Source organism: Arthrobacter sp. NPDC057388, assembly GCF_042668165.1.
Lineage (GTDB): Bacteria > Actinomycetota > Actinomycetes > Actinomycetales > Micrococcaceae > Arthrobacter.
Genome location: NZ_JBHVBL010000015.1, coordinates 1 through 21,323 on the forward strand (window position 1 = coordinate 1; position 21,323 = coordinate 21,323).

Below are 21,323 nucleotides of genomic sequence, written 5' to 3' on the forward strand. Positions count from 1 at the left end.
ACGTGCCGGCTCTGCCCGGCAGGGTTCCCGGGGGCGGAGGATTTTTCGAGGGAGGACAGGCACGACGGCGGTGCTGCTGGCCGCCGGTCTGCTCGCCTCCCGGCTATGGCTGGTGGAACCGGTGACGGTCAGTTCTGAAAGCATGGAACCGGCCCTGCCGAAGGGCAGCACGGTGCTGATGTTCAAGCCGGGGCCGGTGCTTGGACCGGTCAAGGCCGGAGACCTGGTGGTGTTCACCAGCCCGGAGGACGGCAACCCCGCGGTGAAGCGCGCCATCGCCTTTGGCGGCCAGACGGTGGCCATCGAGGATTCGGTGCTGGTGGTGGACGGAGTTCCCCAGGCCGAGCCCGGGATCGACCACAGCCGCATCGACGGCACCTACTTTGGTCCTGTAAAGGTGCCAGCCGGGCATGTCTTCGTCCTGGGCGACAACAGGGCAGGCTCCATCGATTCACGGGCGTACGGGAGCGTGCCGCTTGCGTCGCTGCAGGCAACCGTGCTGTGGCCCTCCGGCCGTTAGGGGCATGTCGCCGCCAAAAGATAAGTATGCTGGGAATCATCCTGGCCGGCTGCCCGGCCGGCCAGGCATGAACATGCATCGGTGACGGCAGCGGAGGAAGACATGAAAGCATCTGAGACTCTGGCCAGCAATCTCCAGAAGGTCCTCACCGACCTGATCGAGCTGCACGTCCAGGGCAAGCAGGCGCACTGGAACCTGGTGGGGACCAACTTCCGCGACCTCCACCTGCAGCTGGATGAAATCGTGGACAGCGCCCGGTTGCTCGCCGACCAGACTGCCGAGCGCATGCGTTCGATCCATGCCCTTCCGGACGGCCGCAGCGCCACCGTCTCTTCTGGCACCCGGCTGGAACAGTATCCTGCCGGGCTGACCGTCACCAAGGACACGGTCAAACTCATCACCGCGAGGCTGGAACAAACGGTCAGGACCATGCGCGATGTCCACGACGAGGTGGACGAAGAAGACCCCACGAGCGCGGACCTGCTGCATGAGGCCATCACCCGCCTGGAGCAGCTGGCGTGGATGGTAAACGCCGAAGTAATGCCGGCCTCCGCACCGGTCACAGAACCGGAACAGGGATAGCGCGGCCATGGTCCTGTCTGCCCAACACTCAGCCGGTGCTGCATGAACGCTCCTCGCCGCCAGTGGCAGCCCGTCCGGCTCAGCCACTCGGACGCCGAACCGGCCGCCGACCCGGGGCCGGTGCTTGACCGGGTTGCATCGGCGGTGGGGGACGTCACTGCCCTGCTGGCCATCGCCCAGCAGGCCGGGCGTTCCGCGCCAAAGCCCGGTGACGGCCGCACCGCCCGACTGTGGGAGCTGCTGGCATCGGTGGCTGCGGTGGACGTGGCGGCCGCCAGGGTATTGGAGCCCCACCTCGACGCCGGCGCGATCCTGTCGCAGGCGGGAATCCCGGACGCATTCACCGGATCGTGGGGTGTGTACGCGGCCGAAGCCCCGGGCACCCGGCTGACGGCTGAACACGCCGCCGACCGGGCCGGCGGGCAGGGCGAGGCAGAACCCGGCGGGAATCCGCCCGGCGTGCAGCTGAGCGGTTCCAAACCCTGGTGCTCACTGGCCCAGTTCGTGGACCACGCCGTCGTAACCGCCCACACCGGCAGCGGCGGACGGGCCGCTTTTGCCGTCGATCTCAGGGCCGCCGGCGTCACGTGCGACGTGCCGGAATGGACCAGCCGCGGACTGCGCGAAATCCCCAGCGGGACAGTCCACTTTGACCGGGTGCCGGCCGTGCCGGTTGGCGGTGACGGCTGGTATTTCCAGCGTCCGGGCTTCGCCTGGGGCGGCATGGGTGTTGCCGCCTGCTGGCTCGGCGGTGCCGTGGCGCTGGGCCGGCACTTTGAGGCCGCACTCCTGCGCGGAGCCAGGTCCCAACGCGAGCCCGACCAGGTGGCGCTCGCAGCCCTGGGCGAAGTGGACCGGATCCTGGCGTCGACCCTCCAGTACCTCGCCCGGGCCGCCGAGGCGGTGGATGCCGCCGCAAACCAGCCCGGCAACGGTGCCGAAACCAGCGGGGACGGCTCTCCCGCTGACAGCGGGAGAAAGTCAGGCGCCGTCGGTGCGTGGAGCGAAGCGCTCCGTGTCCGGGGAACTGTTGCTGCCGCCGTCGAACGCGTCCAGCTCCTGGTGAGCCAGAACCTGGGGCCCGGCCCCCTGGCCTTCGATGAGCGGTACGGCAAGTGCATGGCGGACCTGTCCCTCTACGTGCGGCAGCACCACGCCACCCGGGACGACGCCCAGCTGGGCGCTCTGACCCTCAAGGGCGAGCACGCATGGTGACCTTTTCGCATGCCGATGCCGGCACGGACGAGGCAGTCTGGGCGGGCAGCGGACTGGACACGATCGGCGAACTTCCCCTGGATCCGGCGGAGCTGGCAGGGATGGTGTTCGTGGTCCTGGTTGCCCACCCGGATGACGAATCCCTTGGTGCCGGCGGCCTGCTTGCCCGGCTGGTGTCCGCCGGCGCACATGTCGAGGTGCTGTTATGTTCAGCGGGGGAGGCGTCCCACCCAGATTCGCCCACCACCACGCCGGAACAGCTCGCCGCCGTCCGCCGGGAGGAGTTTGCGGCTGCCATGGCCGCATTCGGCCTGGCCGACAGCTGGCATTTTTTGGGCCTTCCGGACAGCGCGCTGGCCGGGCACCGCGCGGTCATTGCCCGCCGGCTGGCGGAAATGCTCAGCCGGCGCAGCGAAGCCGACGGAACACTGGTCATTGTTGCCCCTTACCGCGCCGACGGGCACATCGACCACGACACCCTGGGGGCGGTGGCGGCGGAGGCCGCCGAAGCCGGAGGGCACGGGCTGCTGGAATACCCTATCTGGTACTGGCTGTGGGCCACGCCGGAGGACTCTGCCTGGCGAAGCTGGACCAGGCTGCCCCTAAGCCCGGGTGAACTGCGGGCCAAACGCGAGGCCCTGCACGCCCATGCCTCGCAGCTGCTCCCGCTCTCTGACCGGCCGGGCGATGAAGTGCTGCTGTCAGAGCAGTTTCTGGCGCACTTTGCCCGGCCCTTCGAGGTGTTCGCGTGGAGGCCCCCGGTGACCGGACGGCGAAGCGCCCGGGACGCGGAGGCTGTCTTCGACGCCCTGCACCGCAGCTCCGAGGACCCGTGGGGGTACGAGGACAGCTGGTATGAGCAGCGCAAGCGGCGCCTGACACTTGCTGCCCTCCCTGAGCAGAAGTACGACGCCGGCCTGGAAGCCGGCTGCTCGATCGGCACCTTGAGTGCGGAGCTGGCACAGTGCTGCGGACGGCTTCTGGCGGTGGACGCCAGCGCTGCAGCCGTGGCCCGGGCCGCCGGGCGGCTTGCCCGGTTTCCGGGCGCCGAAGCGCGGCAGCTGATTCTTCCGGAACAGTGGCCGGAGGGGAGCTTTGACCTGGTGGTGGTCTCCGAAATGGGGTACTACCTTGCGCCCGCCGAGCTGGCGGAGCTGTTCACGCGCATCTCCGCGTCCCTGTTACCGGGTGGAACGCTGCTGCTCTGCCATTGGAGGCATCCGGTTGCCGGCTGGGAGCTCGACGGCGAGGCCGTCCATGCGCTCGCACGGCGCCACTTGCGGTGGCCCTCGGCCGGCGTTTACCGCGAGCGTGACTTCGTGCTCGAAACGTTCATTGCGCCGGGACCGGATCTCACCGGGACCAGAGCATGACGCCGGATAGTTCCGGCCCGGTTATCCGCCGGGTCGAGGTGGTCATGCCGGTTCATGACGAGGAGCACCACCTTGGGGCCGCCCTTACTGCTCTCCGCGCCGCGACCGAGGCGCTGGCGCAGCAGCGGCCTTCGGTGGCCGCAGGAATCACCGTCGTCCTGGACCACTGCACCGACAGGTCCCGGGAGATCGCGGACCGCTTCGCCGGGTCTTGTCAGGGCGTGAGGGTGCTTCGCCGGCGGTTCCGGAACGCCGGAGCCAGCAGGGCGGCGGGAGCCGCCGCCGCCATCCGGGACCTGGGGAGCGGCCTCCTGGAAAGCACCTGGCTGGCGAACACAGATGCTGACTCCCGGGTCCCCGCGGACTGGCTGGTCCGCCAACTGCCCTTCGCGGACGCCGGCTGGGATGTGGTGCTGGGCTCCGTGGAACCGGACCCTGCAGGGACGGATCCGGAGCTTCTGCGCAGGTGGCGTCTCCGGCATCCGCTGGAGGAACGGCACGGCCATGTGTACGGCGCCAACCTCGGCGTGCGGGCCTCTGCGTACCGCCAGGCCGGGGGATTTCCGCCGCTGCGGTCTTCGGAAGACCGTGCCCTGGTGGAACAGCTGCGGCGGAAGGGCTTCGCCGTCATCGCCACGGACAGCACGCGCGTGCTGACCTCCGGACGGACCGCCGCCCGGGCACCCCACGGTTTTGGTTCGTACCTCCGTGCCCTCGGCGTGGAGACCGCTGCCGCGCTTCGGAGCAGCTGAAGCCGGAAACGCCCCCGGGGTGCTGCCTGCAGGCAGCACGCCGGGGGCGAACGTCGTCAGATCAGTCAGTGGCTGTTGCCGGTGCCGCCGCGGGCGGTGGCGCCACCGCGGCCGTTCCGGTCATCGCTGCCGTTTTGGCGGTCCCCGTCGCTGCCGTTCTGGCGGTCGGCGTCGCGCCCGCGGCCGCCCTGGCCGTCGTCCTGCTCGCTGTACTTCTCGCGCAGTTCGCGCCCCAGCCGGATGTCCTCATCTTCCTTCTCCTGGAGTTTGTCGCTCTTCTTGGTGTCGCGGGGCGGAAGCTGGAGAGTTTCCTCGGCCTCGATGCCCGCCTGCAGCTGCCGGCCGCGTTCCATCTCGGCGTCGAATTCGGCACCAAACAGCAGTGACATGTTCAGGATCCAGAGCCACAGGAGCATGACGATCACGCCGCCGATGGCGCCGTATGTCTTGTTGTAGTTGCTGAAGTTCCCCACGTAAAACCCAAAGCCCACCGAGGCCACCACGAAGACCAGCAGGGCGATCAGGGAGCCGATGCTCATCCAGCGGAACTTTGGCTGGCGGACGTTCGGGGTGGCGTAGTAGAGGATCGCAATGACCAGAATGACCAGCGCAACGATGACCGGCCATTTGGCAATGTTCCATACGGTCAGCGCCACGCCGCCAAGGCCAAGAACATTGCCCACGGCCTCGGCCACGGGGCCGCTGATGACCAGCATCGCCGCGAGCAGCGCAACGATGAGCAGCGAAACCACGGTGACGCCAAGCATGGTGCCGCGGAGCTTGACGAAGCCGCGGCCCTCATCAATTTCATAGATGCGGTTCATCGCGCGGCCGAAGGCCGTCACATACCCGGAGGCGGACCAGATCGCCGTTGCAAGGCCGATAACAAGGGTGAAGCCGGCAGCGGGCGAGGTGGTCAGTTCTTGGATGGGGTCGCGGATCATTTCCACGGCCTGGCCCGGTGCCACGCCCTGGACGATTTCCAGGAGTGCCCCGGTGGTTTTCTCGGCTTGCCCGAAGATGCCCAGCAGCGACACAAGGGCGAGCAGTGCGGGAAACATCGAAAAGATCGCGTAGTAAGTCAGCCCGGCGGCGAGGTCGGGGCATTGGTCGGCCGTGAACTCGCGGAAGGTCTTGCGGGCTATGTACTTCCACGACGGCTTGTCCAGGTCCGGGGGGCTGTCTGGCTTTCGGTTGTCATCCGGGGCAGGTGCGCTGCCCGCCTTGGCTGTGCTGGTTTCCGGGGCTTCTTTCGTCGCCATGAGGCATCCTTTCGTTTGCGTGCGGGGTGTCCCGTAGGGGTGTCCCGCCGCTGTCAGGGGTCGGGCTCGCGGGTCGTGCGGCCGGCAGCACCAGAGTTCGGTCCGCTTGTGCCTGGGCCGCCTGTTGCCCGGGCGGTTACTGACCAGGTTTCGTTCCTGACCCGGCCTGTTACTGTCCGGGCCCTCTTTGCGGGTTGCGGCGGTCCAGCGTAAGCGGGTCGCTGCCCAACGGATCGTCGGCCGGCTGCTTCCCACCCAGCGGATCATCCGCAGTCCGTGTGTTCGACTGCGGGCTTTCCGCCAGCTGGGGGGACGCCAGCGGGTTCGGCTCCTGCGCCGGGCCGGCACCGCCGGGGACGGAGCCGGCCTGTCCCTGGCCAGCGCCCGGAGGGTCATCGGGCGGGGAGACGCCAGCGCCCTGGGGCTCTTGGGTTTCCGTCATGGCTGATACCTCTCCAACATGTCGGGTTGCCGGGTTCTGCCGGCAATTGCTCGCTATGAAATAGTAAGCATGGTTACTATTAGATAGTAAGTACCCTGACTGCCGCTAGTTCAACCGGCCGCCCTTCCGTCAGTGTTACGCCGGGGATGAGTGGCCGGGCCCCTGCCGGAGAATGACGTGCTGGAATAGAGAGAGGTGGATCCACGGTGGACCCAACTGCCTGGATTTGGATCGTCGTTGTAATCGTTGTCATCGCGCTCATCCTGGTGCTTTTGATGTCCAGCCGCAGGCGCCGCGAGGCGTTCCGGCAGAAGCGCGATGAGCAAAACCGCCAGCACGCCGCTGAGATCCGCCGGAAGGCGGAGAACGCCGACCTTGAGGCGCGGGAAAACGAAGCCCGGGCGATGCATGCGAAGGCTGACGCGGAAAAGGCGCAGGTTGAAGCGGCGCGGCTTCGCCAGGAGGCGGAGCAGCGGCAGTCGGCTGCGCAGGAGTTCCGGACGGATGCAGAGAAGCACCAGTACAAGGCGAACGCCCTTGACCCGGACGTGGACGAGCACGGCAACCGGCGGGACGGCGCCAGGGACGTAAATGACCGGGACATGGGCTCACGCGCCGACGATGTGCGGGCCGACGACAGGCGGGCCGATGATGCCCGCAGCGCTGACGCACGCGATGCCGATGTGCGCGATGCCGGCGCCCGCCGCGCGGATGCCGACACGGCCACGGACGCTACCCGGCGCAACACTCCGCGCGAGTAGGCCGGCGGGCCGGCCGCCGTCGGGCTTTCAGCTGTGGCGGACGGGTTTCAGCTGCGGCGGATGAGGCCGAGCAGGCTGCGCCGGGGTTTGAGGGGTGGAGACGCCGGCACGCCGGCGCCTCTTCCCATGCCCTCAATCACCTCGCGGATGGCTTCCAGCGACGGCGTGCGCGGCTCCCAGCCCAGCTCATCGCGGATCCGCCGGGTGTCCATGACCGGCGCACCGGCGGCCATCTCCACCCATCCGGAGTCGGTCTGCTGAAGCCGCAGCCGCCAGGTGGCGCCGACGAAGGCGTGCAGTGCCCGCACCGGAACCGGAAGGATCCGCCTGGCCGAAAAGAGCCGGGCCAGGTTCTGCGGCGTGACCACCGGTTCGGCTGCCACATTGAAGGCTCCGCCTGCCTTGCGCTCCAGCACGCGCCAGTAGGCGTCCGCGACGTCGTCGGCATGGACCGCCTGGAAGACCAGCTCCTCCGGAATGGGCAGTATCGGCAGTGCCGGCCGGCGCGGGACAAACCGCGGGTGGACCCACCCCAGGAAGTAGCGTCCGATCTCGCTTCCGGCCTTGGCCTGGAAAATGAGCCCGGGGCGGAGCCTGGCTACGGTGATCGAAGGGTTGTCCGCCGCGAACCTGTCCAGCAGCTTTTCCTGTTCCGCCTTGTCCCGGCTGTAATGTGAGCCCGCCATGCCTCCTGCCGGCCACGATTCGTCCACGCGGCGGTCCTTCGGCGCCTTGCTGTACGCTCCCACCGAGGAGGCACACACCACGTGGCTTACGCCGGCCTCCCGGGCTGCGGCCAGCATGTTCGCCGTGCCCGCCACGTTGGTGCGGTGCAGTTCCTGGAGGTTCCGGTTTGGCTGGATCTGCCAGGCCAGATGCACCACCGCGTCCGCTCCCGCGAAGGCCCTCGCCAGGTCCTGCCTGGTGTCAGCGGCGCCCACGTCAAGGGTGTGCCACTCGACGCCGGCGTAGGGCGGCTGTGAACTGTCCGGCGCCCGGCGGCTGATGCCCACCAGTTCCAGCCCTCCCGGACGGTCCCGGCTGGCCTCCTGAAGCCGGCGCAGCAGCGCGGTCCCTGCATTGCCGCTGGCGCCCGTGATCGCAATCCGCATGAGATGCCCCTGTCCGTTGCCGTGGAACGTTCCGGCCAGGCCGCCGGCGGCGGCCGTAACCTTCGTGCTTCTTCCGACCCTATCGCCTCATGGCCATTGTGTAATAAGCACGCTTATGATTTCCTACTTCTAAGTCTTGCCGCAGGCTTTCTCGACCTCCCGATCGAAGGAACCCACGACAATGCCAGAAACCCCGCCTTCTTCCTCCGCGATCGGCGCCCTCCACGCAGTACCCCAGCAAGGGCCACCGACCGGGCGGCTGCATGATGCCTTCGAGAACCAGCTGGTCCTCAACTACCTCGACCTGGCGGAGTCGCTCGCTTCGCGTTACGCCGCCCGCGGGCGGGAGCGCTCAGACCTGGTCCAGGTGGCCTACCTGGGGCTCGTCAAGGCTGCCCGCGGCTTTGACCAGGAGAAAGGCGAGAGTTTCCCGGCGTACGCCGCGCCCACCATCAGCGGCGAACTCAAGCGCTTCCTGCGGGACCGGTGCTGGACCGTGCGGCCGCCGCGTCGGGTCCAGGACGTCCGGACCCAGATGCTGCACACGGCCCCCGACATGGCCCAGTCGCTGGGCCGCGTTCCGTCGGAGCAGGAACTCGCGGCCGAACTGGGGGTCACCGCCGCTGACGTGCGGGAGGCCCAGGCCGCGGCAAGCAGCATGCACCCCGACTCGCTGGACAGCCCGGATCCGTGGGGCGGACCGAGCATGGGCGAAGGCCTGGTGTCACCGGACCAGCCCATAGAGCACCTTGAAGAACTCGTGTGTCTCAACCAGGCCATCCAGGAACTGGAACCGGATGACCGGGAGATGCTTTACCGGCGCTACTTCTGCGAGGAGACGCAGGCAGAGCTTGGCAAGAGGTTCGGCATTTCCCAGATGCAGGTGTCGCGTCGCCTGTCCCGGATCCTGGTATGGCTGCAACGCCGGCTGCTCGAAGAGGAGGGCCATGGCGCGGAGGGTGCCACCGGCAGTGCCGCCACTGACAGGACCGGTGCGGATCAGGGGAGCCGGAGCTGCCCGACAGCCGACAGGACATCCTCCACAGTGACTGCCAGCAGGGCCGGGTCCGGGGTGGCAGCGAAGGTGTCGCCGCGGCGGGCCTGAGCGTCCGTCAGCACAATGTGCGGGCCGGGCGGCGGCCCCCAGACCTCGGCCGGTGCCGGGCCGAAAAGCACCACCGAAGGCCGTGAGAAGGCAGAGGCGAGGTGCGCCGCGCCGGTGTCTGCCGACACCACAAGCCGGGCTTCGGCAATGGCGGCCATGAATTCGGCCAGCCGCAGCCGGCCCGCCAGGACCTGAGTGTCGGGAAGGCCGGCCAGCCGTGCCACATCCAGGGCCCGGGGCTGTTCCCCGGTGCTCCCGGTAAACACCACCCGGTGCCCCTCCGCGGCGAGCGTACGGGCCACCTCCGCAAACCGGTGCCCGGGCCAGAGCCGGCTGCCGTACGCCGCCCCCACGTGCACTATCGTGGCACCCGGGCAGGGGCTCGGAACGGCAGGCGGGAGGAGCCGGAAATCGTCCGGTTCCGCGTCGACGCCATGCCACTGCAGCAACCTGGTCCACCGCTCGCGCTCGTGGATTTCCTCCATCCACGCCGGACCCGGCCGCTCCGGGGTCCGGTGGCCGATGAGCATCCTGGGCCGGACGGCTGCGAGCCGGGCTTCGCTTTCCGGCCCGCTGCCGTGCAGGTTGACCGCGATGTCCACCGTTCCTGCCTCGATGGGAATGGGAACATCCAGGCCGTGCGTCGGAAGCAGTTCATAGCCGCCTACCAGCTCCAGTGCGTCTTCCAGCCAGCCCTGGGCGGCGTAGAGAAGGCGGTGATCCGGATACGCGCGGCGCAAAGCCCGCAGCGCCGGCACGGCAACCAGCAGATCCCCAAGCTTCAATGCCCGCAGGACCAGCAGGACAGGTTGTTCGTGCTTGCCGTTCGGTGCTTCCACTGCCGTCCTCTACTCCTCGGGCTGGCCTGTCGGGCCACCTGTCGAGGAGTCTAGCCGAGAAGAAGTAAGCAGCCTGCTGTTTAGGTCTCTGCCGTCCGGGGAACGGAGGGGGTATGGCAAGTAACGCTGCAACGCTCAAAGCTGTGCTGTTCGACAGGGACGGAACGCTCGTGGTTGACGTGCCTTACAACGGTGACCCGGAGAAAGTCGAGCCGTACCCCCGGGCGCGCGAGGTCCTCGACGGGCTGCGCAGCCGCGGTCTGGCCACGGGCGTCCTGAGCAACCAGTCCGGCATCGCCCGCGGCCTCCTGACCGCTGAGGAGGTCAACAGCGTGAATGCGCGGGTGGAGGACCTGCTGGGGCCCTTCGACGTCTGGGAGGTGTGCCCGCACGGAGCCGGTGACGGCTGCCTGTGCCGGAAGCCGGCGCCGGGCATGATCCACAGCGCCTGCCGCCGGCTCGGCATTGACCCCTCAGAGGCCGCGTTCATCGGCGACATCGGCAGCGACGTCGAAGCGGCCGCGGCCGCCGGTGCCCGGGGCATCCTGGTGCCCACTCCGCAGACCCGCGCCGAGGAGGTTGGGGCCGCCGCCGAGGTGGCCGCGGACCTGGAGCAGGCCGTTGCCCTGTTGTTTTCACAACCGGTGTTTCCTGAACCGGCACTTCGGGAACCGGCGCTTCGGGGACCGGCATGAGCAGGGTCCTCGTGGCCCGTCTCGACAGCGTCGGTGACGTCCTCCTGGCGGGCCCGGCAGTCCGGGCTGTGGCGAACGGACGGCGGGCCGACGGCGGGAGTCCCAACGACGTCGTCGTGCTCTGCGGACCGCAGGGCCAGTCTGCGGCCTCACTGCTGCCCAACGTCGCCGACGTTTTTGCCTGGGATGCGCCGTGGATCAGCAACCCGGCTCCGTCCGTGACGGGGGAGCATTTGGACTCGCTGGTGGGCTTTGTCCGCAATTCCCGGATCACCGAAGCCGTCATCCTCACGTCCTTCCACCAGTCGCCTCTGCCCCTGGCGCTGCTTCTGCGCCTGGCCGGAGTCGAGCGCATCACGGGGGCCTCCACCGACTACCCGGGATCGCTCCTGGACGTCCGGCTGAAGCCGGGTGAGGACTTCCCGGAGGAGCAGCCGGAAGCCGTGCGGGCACTCGGCATCGCCCAGGCGGCGGGATTCCGGCTCAGGACGGGCGACGACGGAAAACTCCTGGTCAAGGATCCGCCGGCCGTCCGGCACCTGGTGGGGGAGGGGCCGTACGTGGTGGTCCACCCCGGCGCAACGGTGCCTGCCCGGGCCTGGCCGCCCTTGCATCATGCGGCGGCGGTGGAACTGCTGGAGGGAGCCGGCCACCGGGTCGTGGTGACCGGCGGTCCGGGTGAAACCGCCCTCACGGCCACGGTCGCCGGCCCCTCCGCCATCGATCTGGGCGGCCGCACGGACCTTGCCACCCTGTCCGGTGTCCTCGCCAACGCCGAAGTGGTGGTCAGCGGCAACACAGGGCCGGCGCATCTTGCTGCCGCTGTGGGAACCCCCGTCGTGAGCCTGTTTTCCCCGGTCGTCCCGGCCGTCCGGTGGGCGCCGTACGGTGTTCCGCTGGAACTGCTGGGCGACCAGAATGCGCCGTGCCGGCTCAGCCGCGCACGTGTCTGTCCGGTGCCGGGCCATCCCTGCCTCAGCTCTGTATCGCCGGAGCAGGTGGTGGACGCGGTCGAACGCCTGCTGAGCGGGGTCTCCTCGCTCAGCACACGGAGAAAGGTCCGGAAACAATGAGAATTTTGCTGTGGCACGTGCACGGGTCGTGGACGGACGCCTTTGTCCGCGGCCGGCACGAGTACCTGCTGCCGGTGCTGCCCGGCGGCGGGCCCTGGGGACTGGGCCGCGCTGACCGGGACTGGCCCGCTTCCGTGCGGGAAGTCGCCTTGGCAGAGCTGGACGCCGGCAGCATAGACGCCGTCGTGCTGCAGCGGCCGGAGGAGGCAGCGGAGGTGACACGCGTCCTGGGCCGCCGGCCCGGCGTCGACCTTCCCGCCGTTTACGTGGAACACAACACGCCCAAGGGCGATGTTCCCTTCACCGTTCATCCGCTCGGGGACCAGCGCGATATTCCGATCGTGCACGTGACCCACTTTAACGAGCTGTTCTGGGACAGCGGCCGCGCGCCCACAAAGGTCATCGAGCACGGCATCGCTGACCCCGGCTACCTGTATACGGGCGATGTTCCCGAGCTGGGCGTGGTGGTGAACGAGCCGGTACGCCGCGGACGCGTGACCGGCACCGACCTGCTGCCGCGTTTCGCGGAAACGGCCCCGCTCCAGGTCTTTGGCATGGGCGGGGACGGGCTGGCGGAGGCCACCGGCATCCCGGCGCCGCGCCTCACCGTGCGGGGAGACCTCAAAACCGCTGAGCTCCACCGTGAGCTGGCGCGCTGCCGGGTTTACCTGCATCCGCTCCGCTGGACCTCGCTGGGGCTGGCGTTGCTGGAAGCGATGCACCTCGGCATGCCGGTCCTTGCTCTGGACACCACGGAGGCCGGGCGTGCCGTCCCGGCGGAGGCTGGCTGCATCTCCACCGACGTGGAGGAGCTGCGGCGGTGTGCCCGGCTCCTGGTGAACGACCCCGAGGAGGCCCGACGGCGGGGCAAGGCAGCGCGGGAGGCCGCGCTGGAACGGTACGGAATTGAGCGTTTCCTGACGGACTGGGATGAGGTGCTGGCGGATCTGGTGCCCGCGGGACTGGTCCGTCCGGGTGACGCCGGCAGGACGGCTGGGGATCCCACAGAAGGGGTGGCACCGGGGGATGCAGTTTTGAAGGGGTCCGGACCGGATGCCCTGTCCGCGGCGCGAGAAGGGAATATCCATTGAAGATCTCAATGATTTCGGAACACGCCAGTCCTTTGGCAGCGCTCGGCGGAGTGGATGCGGGCGGCCAGAACGTCCATGTCGCCGCCCTCTCGACGGCACTGGCCCGGCGGGGCCACCGGGTAACGGTCTATACGAGGCGCGACGCGCCCGAGCTGCCGCCACGGGTGCGGGTGCATCCGCGGCTCGAGGTGGTGCACGTGGACGCCGGACCGGCCGAACACGTGCCCAAGGACGAGCTGCTGCCCTTCATGGGTGCACTGGCGGACGGGGTTTTCCGGGATTGGGGCGACTCGCCGCCCCACGTGGTGCACGGCCACTTCTGGATGTCCGGGGTCGCCGCGCTGGACGCCGCGCGCCGCGAACCGGCCGGTTTCCGGGTCCCCGTGGTGCAGACCTTCCACGCGCTGGGCACGGTCAAGCGCCGCCACCAGGGCGCCGCCGATACCAGCCCCGCCGAGCGGCGCTTCCTCGAACCGTCCGTGGGCAGGTCGGCTGACCGCATCGTGGCAACCTGCTCCGACGAAGTGTTCGAGTTGAGGGCGATGGGAATAGATACCCGCAGGGTCTCCATTGCTCCGTGCGGCGTGGACCTGGATCTCTTCTCCAGTGACGGCCCGGCCGATGCTCCCTCCCGTTCGCACCGGATCCTGTCCGTCGGGCGGCTGGTTCCGCGCAAAGGCGTGGACCTGGTGATCCGAGCACTCCCGCATCTGGTGGAGGCGGGGTTCGGCGACGTGGAGCTGCTCATCGTGGGCGGCGATGCTGACGCCGGAGGGCAGGACCCGGAGGCGCGCAGGCTGCTGGACCTTGCCCGGGAGCTTGGCGTGGCGGCCCATGTGGAGCTGCGGGGTCAGGTGCCCCGGGAGGCCATGCCGGGCCTCTTCAGGAGCGCGGACGCCGTGGTCTGCACGCCCTGGTACGAGCCGTTCGGGATCGTCCCGCTGGAGGCCATGGCGTGCGGTGTTCCGGTGGTCGCCGCTGCAGTGGGCGGTCTGACAGATACCGTGGTGCACCAGGGAACCGGCCTGCACGTGCCGCCGAAGGATCCCGAGGCCATCGCCGAAGCCCTCGCTACCCTGCTGGCCAGCCCCGAACTTCGCGCGAAACTCGGCCGGGCCGGTGAACGGCGGGCGAAGACCCGCTACTCCTGGAACAGAGTGGCCGCCGAGACGGAAAAGGCCTACCAGCTGGCCATCGCAGGCACTGCGGCAGCCGGCACGCTGGAACCGATGGAAGGAGCGGCGCTGTGACTCCGGAATCCCTGCGGGAGGCTGAGCTTCCTGCCATGCACCGGGCTGGCACTCCTGCCGGCCTCTCCTCTCCGGACCGGCCCTCGGTGCCGACTGTGGCACCGTCCCCGGATTCGGCACCTTCCCCGGACGCTGCTGCGCAGGACACCGGAGCGGGGGACGCCGTGCGGGCGCACCTGGAGAACGTCCTTCCGGCGCTGCGTTCCCTGGAAAGCCAGGCTGACAGGCTGACGGCCTGGGGCGTGGAGCTGGCCCAGCGACTGCTGAGCGGGCAGAAGCTGCTGGCCGCCGGCAACGGTGGCTCCGCCGCCGAGGCGCAGCACCTGACCGCGGAACTCGTGGGCAGGTTCGACGGCGAGCGGATGCCTTTTTCCGCGATCTCCCTACACGCGGAAAGCTCTGCCGTCACGGCCATCGCCAATGACTACGGCTACGCTGAACTCTTTGCCCGCCAGGTCCGCGCCCACGGCCGGTCCGGGGACATCCTCGTGCTGCTGTCCACGAGCGGCCAGAGCCCCAATCTGCTCCGGGCAGCCGAAGCCGCTGCCAGGCTGAACATCACCACATGGGCACTGACGGGGCCGGCGCCAAACCCCCTGGCCTCCTGCTGCGATGAGGTCGTGGCCATCGATGCCATCTCGGCCAACGCGCAGGAAGGGCACCTGATAGCGCTGCATGCAATATGCCGCGCCTTCGAAGCCGAGGTTACCCGCAGGGGCCAGGGCGTTCCCGGGCCGGAGCGTGATCGCGGATGAGGATCACGGTGGTGGGCGACGTCTTGCTGGACGTGGACCTTTCCGGGGAAGCAACCCGGCTGTGCCCGGACGCACCGGTGCCGGTAGTGGACGTCTCGGACGTCCGCCGCCGGGCAGGCGGCGCCGGGCTCGTGGCCCGGATGCTTGCCCAGGACGGCCACGGCGTCACCCTGGTGACGGTGCTTTCCGACGACGACGCCTCCCTGGCGCTGGAGGGCGCGCTCGCCGGTGTGCGTGTGGTCTCCGGGCCCTCCGGCGCCAGAACGCCCGTGAAAACCCGAGTCCGGGCGGGCCGCCAGCCGGTGGTGCGGGTGGACGAAGGATGCGAGCGGCCTGAAGTGCCGGCAGCCACCGCGGGCATGCTCAGGGCCCTGCACCAGGCCGAAGTGATCATCGTGGCCGACTACGGACGGGGCGTCGCCGCGAATCCCGAGATCCGGGAGTTGCTCGAGGCCCGTGCCGGCGACATTCCGATCGTGTGGGATCCGCACCCGTCCGGCGCCGCACCGGTGCCCGGGGTCGCCGTGGTGACGCCCAACCTGTCCGAGGCTGGCAGGGCCGCGGATTCCGGGACCGGGGCGCCAGCGGCGATTGCCGCCGTGGGCGAAGCACTGCTGGACAAGTGGCAAAGCCAGGCGGTCCTCGTAACCATGGGGGAGCAGGGCGGGCTGCTGACCCAGCGCCACACAGCACCCGTGACCATCCCGGCACCCCGCACCGAGGTCACCGATCCCTGCGGTGCCGGCGACCGGCTTGCCGCCAGCCTGGCCGTCCACTTGGCGGAGGGCCGCAGCCTGGCCGACGCCGCCGAATCCGCAATCAGCGAGGCGGCTGCCTTCCTTGGCGCCGGCGGAGTCTCTGCCCTGCCGGACCGCCAGAGGCCCGTCTGGCACCACAGCCGCGAGGAAGACGCCCTGGACCTTGCCCGGCGGGTGCGCGCCAACGGCGGAACCGTCGTGGCCACCGGCGGCTGCTTCGACCTGCTGCACGCCGGCCACGCCCGCACGCTGGCAGCCGCCAGGGACCTTGGCGACTGCCTGATCGTGTGCCTGAACTCGGACGAGTCGGTGCGACGGATCAAGGGCGAACAGCGGCCCATCGTCAGCCAGCAGGACCGCGCGGAACTGCTGCTGGCGTTGGAGTGCGTGGACGCCGTACTGGTCTTCGGGGAGGACACCCCGGAGGCCTGCCTCGAGTTGCTGAGGCCGGATGTCTGGGTGAAGGGCGGTGACTACCGTGCCTCGGAACTGCCCGAGGCCGGCCTGGTCGAAAGCTGGGGCGGCCGCTGCGTGACGGTGCCGTTCCACCAGGCACGGTCCACGTCCGTCCTTGCGGACGCCCTGGCCAAAGTCAGCTGAACTGCAACACGATCTTGAATTTTGTCCCAAGCGAAAGGAACACCATGACTGAATCGACTTTCCGGCCCGGCCGGGTCCTGGTAACCGGCGGTGCCTCCGGATTGGGGGCCGCCGTCGTCGATGCCGTGCTGAAAGCCGGGGGAACGCCGGTGGTACTGGACCGGGACATCCGGAACGTCTCCGCGGCGAAGGCCTTTGAAGTGGACGTCTCGGACCGCATCGCGGTGACCGAGGCGGTAAAGCAGGCGGCGGAAACCCTTGACGGCCTGGACGCCGTCGTCACCGCGGCCGGAATCGACCGCTGCGGCAAGCTGGAGGACGTAGCCGCGGAAGAGTGGGAACGCGTCATCGGCGTCAACCTGATGGGCACCGTGTCCGTCGTACGGGCAGCCCTTCCGTACCTCAAGGAGTCCCGCGGCCGTGTTGTCACCATCGCGTCCACGCTGGGCAAGCGTGCGCTGCCGGAGGCCACCGCCTACTGCGCCTCAAAATTCGGCGTGGTGGGCTTCAGCCACTCGCTGGCCGCCGAAACGGGTGGCGAGATCGGCGTGACCACCATGATTCCGGGAGGCATGAAGACGCGCTTTTTCGACGACCGCGCCGAACAGTACAAGCCGCAGGACGACTCACGGCTCAACGACCCGGGCAACGTGGCCCAGGCAATCCTGTTCGCACTGTCCCAGCCCACCGGCTGCGAAGTCCGCGAGATGCTTATTTGCCACGAAGAAGAGGGCTCGTGGCCGTGAGTTGGAGGACATCCTCGTAGACCTCCGAGGGTTCGACGGCCTTCACGGTGGACTCGTCATGGGGACACCGTGGAGCCGTCCACCCCACCTGGGTGACATCAACGCCGCACACCTCGCAGCGCGTGGCCCAGCCCATGTGGATCCGGTGCAGGCTGCGGCCCAGCGGTGCGGCGTTGATGACATTGCCCACCCAGTAGACGCCTACGGTGGGCGTCCCCAGTGCCTGGGCCAGATGTCGCGGTCCACTGTCGTTCGCGACCACCACGCTGCTCCCCGCCAGCAGAGCGGCGAGCTCACCGAGGCTGAGTTTGCCGGCCAGTGACTCCACGGCCGGCCGGGCTGCACCGGACCCGGCCGCCGTGCCGTCAGCGGAATGTTCGACGGCGAGCTCCACCACGGCCTCTGCCAGTTCCTTTTCGCTGCTGTCGCCCACCACGTACACCCGGAAGCCGTCGTCGGCGGCCCTGCGCGCCACCGCCGCGAAACGCTCGGCCGGCCAGCGGCGGCGCGGATCCGTCGCTCCCGGGTGGATCACCAGCACACGTCCGTTCGCGGCTGCGCCGCTTTCCAGGGCCAGGTCCTGCGCAAGCTGCTGCCTGAACTCCGGCAGGGCCTCCAGCCTGGCCTCAAGTTCGCGGGGAGGGGCGCCGGCGAACCCTGCCACCTCAAGAGCCCGGAGCGGCTCGTGCTGGTAGTACACGTAGGGTACGGTCCGCTCCAGCGGCACCGCATCGGGGGTCCGGGTGCCCACGGTGTGGCGGGCGCCGAGGCGGAGCAGGAAGGGATTCGAGTACCGGCCGCCGCCATGCAGCTGGACGGCCAGGTCAAAGTTCCTGGCACGCATCCCGGCGAAGAACCGCTCCACCTCGGCGTCGTCTTCCGGACCCGGGCGGACGCCTTCGGCAAACGGCAGAATCACGGTCTCATCCACGGGCCCCACAGTCTGCGACAGCAGCTCCGCATGTACCGGCGTGCCCAGCAGCGTCACGCTGGCCCCGGGGTAGGCCGCCTTCAGGGCCGCGACCGCGGGCAATGCGAACATCAGGTCGCCCAGGCCGCCGCCCCGCAGCACGGCTATCCGCGAGACGCCGCTGAAGGCTTCCAGGACAGGGCCGATTCCGTGGCCGGTGATGCGTGCTCCGCCGAAGTCGGCGTTGAAGAGTTCCATGGGGTCAGCCCTCTCGGCTCCGGACAGTTCAGGTCGGGATGGGTTTGGTGGGGCCAACCCTACGATGCATCGGGCCTGCATTGCCAGCCCGGAAAACTCCTGCCGCCGGCGGGTGTAAACCCGCCGGCGCCCGGGTACGGATCACGTCAGAGAGGGGTGAAACGGCACCCCGGAGCCGCAGGCCAATCCACAGTGAGGAGCCACATGCAATCGACCATCGCAAACCACCTGGCCCACGTCGAAGACGTGCTCACCATCCTGGATCCCAGAACCGGGGAAACGGTCGGCAGCGTCTCCGTTGCGGGACCTGAGGATGTGGCGGGAGCCCTGGCGGCTGCGCGCGCTGCCCAGCCGGCCTGGGCGGCCACGCCACCGGGGGAGCGGGGCAAGTTGCTTCGGGAAGCCGCCGCGGCTCTCGAGTCTGCTGCCGCAGAACTGGCGGAACTGAACGTCCGGGAAACGGGCCGCCCGGTGGAGGAGGCCCGTGCCGGTATAGCGGCAGGCGTATCCACGCTGGAGCAGTACGCCGAACTCGGACCACTGCACCGGGGCCACAGCCTGCGCGGCAACCCGCTGGCAGCGGATTACACCGTGGCGGAGCCCCGGGGCGTGGCCGTCCTGCTGACGCCCTGGAACGATCCCGTTGCGGTTGCCTGCGGGCTCATCGGTGCTGCCCTGGTCACCGGCAACACGGCGATCCACAAGCCAAGCGAGCGGTGCCCGCACGTGGGAAAACTTCTGGGGGAGGCGCTGGCGCCGGTATTTCCGCCCAACGTGCTGGTCACGCTGTCCGGAGGGGCCGACGTCGGGACCCTCCTCACCCAGCAGCCCGGCGTTGACATGTTCGCCCACGTCGGTTCCAGCGAGACGGGGGAGCGGATTGCGCGGGCAGCGGTGCTGACGGGAGCCCATGTCATCAGGGAAAACGGCGGCAACGATCCGCTGCTGGTCGATGCGGACGTGGATCCAGCCTGGGCTGCCGAGCAGGCGGCGATCGGGGCCTTCAGCAACAGCGGACAGATCTGCACCTCGGTGGAGCGCATCTATGTCCACCGGTCCATAGCCGAACAGTTCTGCCAGGCACTGGCGGGGGAAGCCCGGAACCGGAACCGCGAACACCGGCTCGCGCCGCTAGTGGACACGCGGATGCGGGACGCCGTCGACCGGCACGTGGCCGAGGCATTGCAACTCGGTGCACGGGCTGTGGAGGGCGGCTCGGTTCCGGACGGGCCGGGCGCCTTCTACCCGGCCACAGTCCTCGTGGAATGCACCGACACCATGGATGTGATGGCCGAGGAAACGTTCGGCCCGGTGGCCCCGGTGCGCGTGGTGGACAGCTTCGAGGAGGGGCTCGCCCTTGCAGCCGCCGGCCGCTACGGACTGGCTGCCACCGTCCTGACCGGCAGCATCGCCCACGCCCAGCAGGCCATCGCTGCACTGCCGGTGGGGACCGTCAAGGTCAACGAGGTATTTGGCGGCGCACCGGGCGGCTCCGCCCAGCCCCGCGGCGAAAGCGGCCACGGTTTCGGCTACGGACCGGAGCTCCTGGACGAATTCACCCGGGTCAAGGTGGTACACATTGCTGCGCCCCCGCCGGCGGCACCGGCAACTGGCCCTTCAGCCGGCACTCCGCAGCCCGGGGCGGCATCAGCCAACGGGGCAGAATCGTGACGGCCACGGTACCCGGCGCCGGAGGCGTCGCCGGGGATGACGGCAGCCTGCAGCTTTCCGAACAGCGCGGCCTTGCGGCGTGGCTTCCGCAGCGGCTGGCCGAGGAGGCCCCGGCCATCACCGTGGTGGGCGACTTCATGCTCGACGGCTGGTGGAGCGGAACGATCGACAGGATGTGCCGGGAGGCCCCGGCTCCCGTGGTGGACATCGCCCGGCGGGACTTCGCCCCCGGCGGTGCCGCCAATACGGCCATGAACCTGGCTGCCCTTGGTGCGCGGGTCAGCGTGGCCGGAATCGTCGGGACGGACGCCGCCGGCACGGAACTGCGGCGGCAGCTGGATGCCGCCGGTGTGGACACCTCGCTGCTCACCGAGCACCCTGACATGGTCACCACCACCAAGATCCGGATCAGCAGCGGCGGCCAGGTCCTGCTGCGCTTCGACGACTCGGCTTCAACTGTTCCGCCCGCCGCCCTGGCGGCGTTCGAAGCGGCTGTTCCTGCCGCCGTCGGACAACAGAACGCGGTGGTGATCTGCGACTACGGAACAGGTGTCCTTGCAGAACCCGTCCGCGGCCGGCTCATCGGGACCCTTGCGCGGCGGGGGGAGGACACGCTGGTGGTGGTGGACGCCCACGATCCCCGTCCCTGGGCAGGGCTGCAGCCGGACCTGGTCACGCCCAACGCGCAGGAGGCCGCCAGGATGCTGGACCTCCGGCTCGGCACCGGCCCTGAGCGCGCGGCGGTGGTGACCGGGCACGGCGGCGAGCTGCTGCAGGCCACCGGAGCACGCGCCGTCGTGGTCACGCTGGACCGGGACGGGACCGTCCTGATTCCGGCTGCCGGCAACCCGCACCGGACCTGGGCCAAACCCGCCACCGAAAAGCAGGCTTCCGGCGCCGGCGATACCTTCGTGGCGGCGCTGACTCTCGCGCGGGCCGCGTCCCTGCCTCTGACGGCCAGCCTGGATCTGGCGCAGGCAGCAGCGGACGTGGTGGTCCACCTGCCGGGAACGTCGGTCTGCAGCACGGACGAGCTGGGCCGCTACCTGGAAAGCTTCGCGGACACCGCCCTGGCGGCCGATGAACTGGAACGGCACATCCGGGCGCACCGCAGCGACGGCCAGCGCGTGGTGCTGACCAACGGCTGCTTTGACGTGCTGCACCGCGGGCACACACGCTACCTGAACCAGGCCAAGCAGCTTGGCGACATCCTGGTGGTGGCGCTCAACAGTGACGATTCCGTTCGAAGGCTCAAGGGGCCGGACCGCCCCATCAACAGCGTGGCGGACCGGGCCGCAGTGATTGCTGCCCTGAGCTGCGTGGACTATGTGACAGTTTTCGATACCCCGACGCCCATTCCCCTGATCGAACAGTTGCGGCCGGAAATCTATGCCAAAGGCGGGGACTATACACCGGAAATGCTGGCTGAAACCGAGGCCGTGGAAGCCTACGGCGGCACGGTGACGATCCTCGACTACGTGGCCGAACGCTCCACCACCGCCATGGTCCAGCGCATCCGCAACGGCGAAGGTGCGCCCGTCGCCGAGGCGTAG

21 protein-coding genes are annotated in these 21,323 nt (G+C 69.2%); 16 read left to right on the forward strand and 5 right to left on the reverse strand.

What is annotated here, in order from left to right; genetic code table 11:
- The 5 genes from lepB to ACFUTU_RS09430 all read left to right on the forward strand — a co-directional run.
- The coding region (gene lepB, locus ACFUTU_RS09410; RefSeq protein ID WP_377963493.1) for a signal peptidase I at nt 1–520 on the forward strand (520 nt) is incomplete at its 5' end.
- Nucleotides 521–622: 102 nt separating this feature from the next.
- On the forward strand, nt 623–1,102 hold the full coding sequence (locus tag ACFUTU_RS09415) for a Dps family protein (RefSeq protein WP_377963495.1): 480 nt from the start codon (nt 623–625) through the stop codon (nt 1,100–1,102).
- A 42-nt stretch (nt 1,103–1,144) separates the two neighbouring features.
- Nucleotides 1,145–2,317 (forward strand): hypothetical protein, encoded by a 1,173-nt coding sequence (locus ACFUTU_RS09420; protein ID WP_377963497.1) that lies wholly within the window; start codon nt 1,145–1,147, stop codon nt 2,315–2,317.
- Entirely contained in the window at nt 2,311–3,690 is a 1,380-nt protein-coding gene (locus ACFUTU_RS09425; RefSeq protein WP_377963499.1) for a PIG-L family deacetylase, read from the forward strand. The genes ACFUTU_RS09420 and ACFUTU_RS09425 overlap by 7 nt, the downstream gene beginning before the upstream one ends.
- On the forward strand, nt 3,687–4,442 hold the full coding sequence (locus ACFUTU_RS09430; RefSeq protein ID WP_377963501.1) for a glycosyltransferase: 756 nt from the start codon (nt 3,687–3,689) through the stop codon (nt 4,440–4,442). The genes ACFUTU_RS09425 and ACFUTU_RS09430 overlap by 4 nt, the downstream gene beginning before the upstream one ends.
- A gap of 65 nt (nt 4,443–4,507) precedes the next feature.
- Here the strand turns inward: ACFUTU_RS09430 and ACFUTU_RS09435 are convergent, their stop codons facing one another.
- Both ACFUTU_RS09435 and ACFUTU_RS09440 read right to left on the reverse strand, forming a co-directional pair.
- Nucleotides 4,508–5,704: a YhjD/YihY/BrkB family envelope integrity protein gene (locus ACFUTU_RS09435; protein WP_377963503.1), complete on the reverse strand. Its 1,197-nt coding sequence runs from the start codon at nt 5,702–5,704 to the stop codon at nt 4,508–4,510.
- A 169-nt stretch (nt 5,705–5,873) separates the two neighbouring features.
- Nucleotides 5,874–6,146 carry a hypothetical protein gene (locus ACFUTU_RS09440; protein ID WP_377963505.1) on the reverse strand — a complete coding sequence of 91 codons (273 nt, stop codon included), beginning with the start codon at nt 6,144–6,146 and terminating at the stop codon, nt 5,874–5,876.
- Between the two features lie 206 nt (nt 6,147–6,352).
- Here ACFUTU_RS09440 and ACFUTU_RS09445 point away from each other — a divergent pair, with 206 nt between their 5' ends.
- Nucleotides 6,353–6,907: a hypothetical protein gene (locus tag ACFUTU_RS09445; RefSeq protein ID WP_377963507.1), complete on the forward strand. Its 555-nt coding sequence runs from the start codon at nt 6,353–6,355 to the stop codon at nt 6,905–6,907.
- A 47-nt stretch (nt 6,908–6,954) separates the two neighbouring features.
- Here the strand turns inward: ACFUTU_RS09445 and ACFUTU_RS09450 are convergent, their stop codons facing one another.
- Nucleotides 6,955–8,019, reverse strand: coding sequence for an NAD-dependent epimerase/dehydratase family protein (locus ACFUTU_RS09450; RefSeq protein ID WP_377963509.1), 1,065 nt, complete (start codon nt 8,017–8,019; stop codon nt 6,955–6,957).
- 181 nt (nt 8,020–8,200) lie between these two features.
- On the opposite strand from ACFUTU_RS09450, the gene ACFUTU_RS09455 reads away from it, so the two are divergent.
- The gene (locus ACFUTU_RS09455) at nt 8,201–9,124 is read left to right on the forward strand and encodes a sigma-70 family RNA polymerase sigma factor (RefSeq protein WP_377963511.1); all 924 of its coding nucleotides are present in this window, start codon (nt 8,201–8,203) and stop codon (nt 9,122–9,124) included.
- On the opposite strand, the gene ACFUTU_RS09460 is transcribed toward ACFUTU_RS09455, so the two are convergent.
- Complete coding sequence (locus tag ACFUTU_RS09460; protein ID WP_377963513.1) at nt 9,019–9,963, reverse strand: glycosyltransferase family 9 protein; 945 nt, start codon at nt 9,961–9,963, stop codon at nt 9,019–9,021. The two genes, ACFUTU_RS09455 and ACFUTU_RS09460, sit on opposite strands and share 106 nt — an antisense overlap.
- A gap of 113 nt (nt 9,964–10,076) precedes the next feature.
- Between ACFUTU_RS09460 and ACFUTU_RS09465 the strand changes: the two genes are divergently transcribed.
- From ACFUTU_RS09465 to ACFUTU_RS09495, 7 genes are read left to right on the forward strand one after another with little or no spacing between them, the layout of a single operon-like run.
- Nucleotides 10,077–10,658, forward strand: a complete 582-nt coding sequence (locus ACFUTU_RS09465; RefSeq protein WP_377963515.1) for a D-glycero-alpha-D-manno-heptose-1,7-bisphosphate 7-phosphatase — start codon at nt 10,077–10,079, stop codon at nt 10,656–10,658.
- A complete protein-coding gene (locus tag ACFUTU_RS09470; protein ID WP_377963517.1) occupies nt 10,655–11,731 on the forward strand; it encodes a glycosyltransferase family 9 protein in 1,077 nt (358 codons plus the stop codon). The genes ACFUTU_RS09465 and ACFUTU_RS09470 overlap by 4 nt, the downstream gene beginning before the upstream one ends.
- Nucleotides 11,728–12,822 (forward strand): glycosyltransferase, encoded by a 1,095-nt coding sequence (locus ACFUTU_RS09475; RefSeq protein ID WP_377963519.1) that lies wholly within the window; start codon nt 11,728–11,730, stop codon nt 12,820–12,822. The genes ACFUTU_RS09470 and ACFUTU_RS09475 overlap by 4 nt, the downstream gene beginning before the upstream one ends.
- On the forward strand, nt 12,819–14,072 hold the full coding sequence (locus ACFUTU_RS09480; protein WP_377963521.1) for a glycosyltransferase: 1,254 nt from the start codon (nt 12,819–12,821) through the stop codon (nt 14,070–14,072). The genes ACFUTU_RS09475 and ACFUTU_RS09480 overlap by 4 nt, the downstream gene beginning before the upstream one ends.
- On the forward strand, nt 14,069–14,827 hold the full coding sequence (locus ACFUTU_RS09485; RefSeq protein ID WP_377963523.1) for an SIS domain-containing protein: 759 nt from the start codon (nt 14,069–14,071) through the stop codon (nt 14,825–14,827). Before ACFUTU_RS09480 ends, ACFUTU_RS09485 begins: the two co-directional genes overlap by 4 nt.
- Nucleotides 14,824–16,185, forward strand: a complete 1,362-nt coding sequence (rfaE2, locus tag ACFUTU_RS09490) for a D-glycero-beta-D-manno-heptose 1-phosphate adenylyltransferase (protein ID WP_377963525.1) — start codon at nt 14,824–14,826, stop codon at nt 16,183–16,185. Before ACFUTU_RS09485 ends, rfaE2 (ACFUTU_RS09490) begins: the two co-directional genes overlap by 4 nt.
- Nucleotides 16,186–16,229: 44 nt before the next feature.
- On the forward strand, nt 16,230–16,931 hold the full coding sequence (locus ACFUTU_RS09495; protein WP_377963527.1) for an SDR family oxidoreductase: 702 nt from the start codon (nt 16,230–16,232) through the stop codon (nt 16,929–16,931).
- Here the strand turns inward: ACFUTU_RS09495 and ACFUTU_RS09500 are convergent.
- Nucleotides 16,897–18,099: a glycosyltransferase family 9 protein gene (locus ACFUTU_RS09500; RefSeq protein ID WP_377963529.1), complete on the reverse strand. Its 1,203-nt coding sequence runs from the start codon at nt 18,097–18,099 to the stop codon at nt 16,897–16,899. The genes ACFUTU_RS09495 and ACFUTU_RS09500 overlap by 35 nt on opposite strands.
- 204 nt (nt 18,100–18,303) lie before the next feature.
- Between ACFUTU_RS09500 and ACFUTU_RS09505 the strand changes: the two genes are divergently transcribed.
- Both ACFUTU_RS09505 and rfaE2 (ACFUTU_RS09510) read left to right on the forward strand, forming a co-directional pair.
- Complete coding sequence (locus ACFUTU_RS09505; protein WP_377963531.1) at nt 18,304–19,770, forward strand: aldehyde dehydrogenase family protein; 1,467 nt, start codon at nt 18,304–18,306, stop codon at nt 19,768–19,770.
- On the forward strand, nt 19,767–21,323 hold the full coding sequence (gene rfaE2 / locus ACFUTU_RS09510) for a D-glycero-beta-D-manno-heptose 1-phosphate adenylyltransferase (RefSeq protein WP_377963533.1): 1,557 nt from the start codon (nt 19,767–19,769) through the stop codon (nt 21,321–21,323). Before ACFUTU_RS09505 ends, rfaE2 (ACFUTU_RS09510) begins: the two co-directional genes overlap by 4 nt.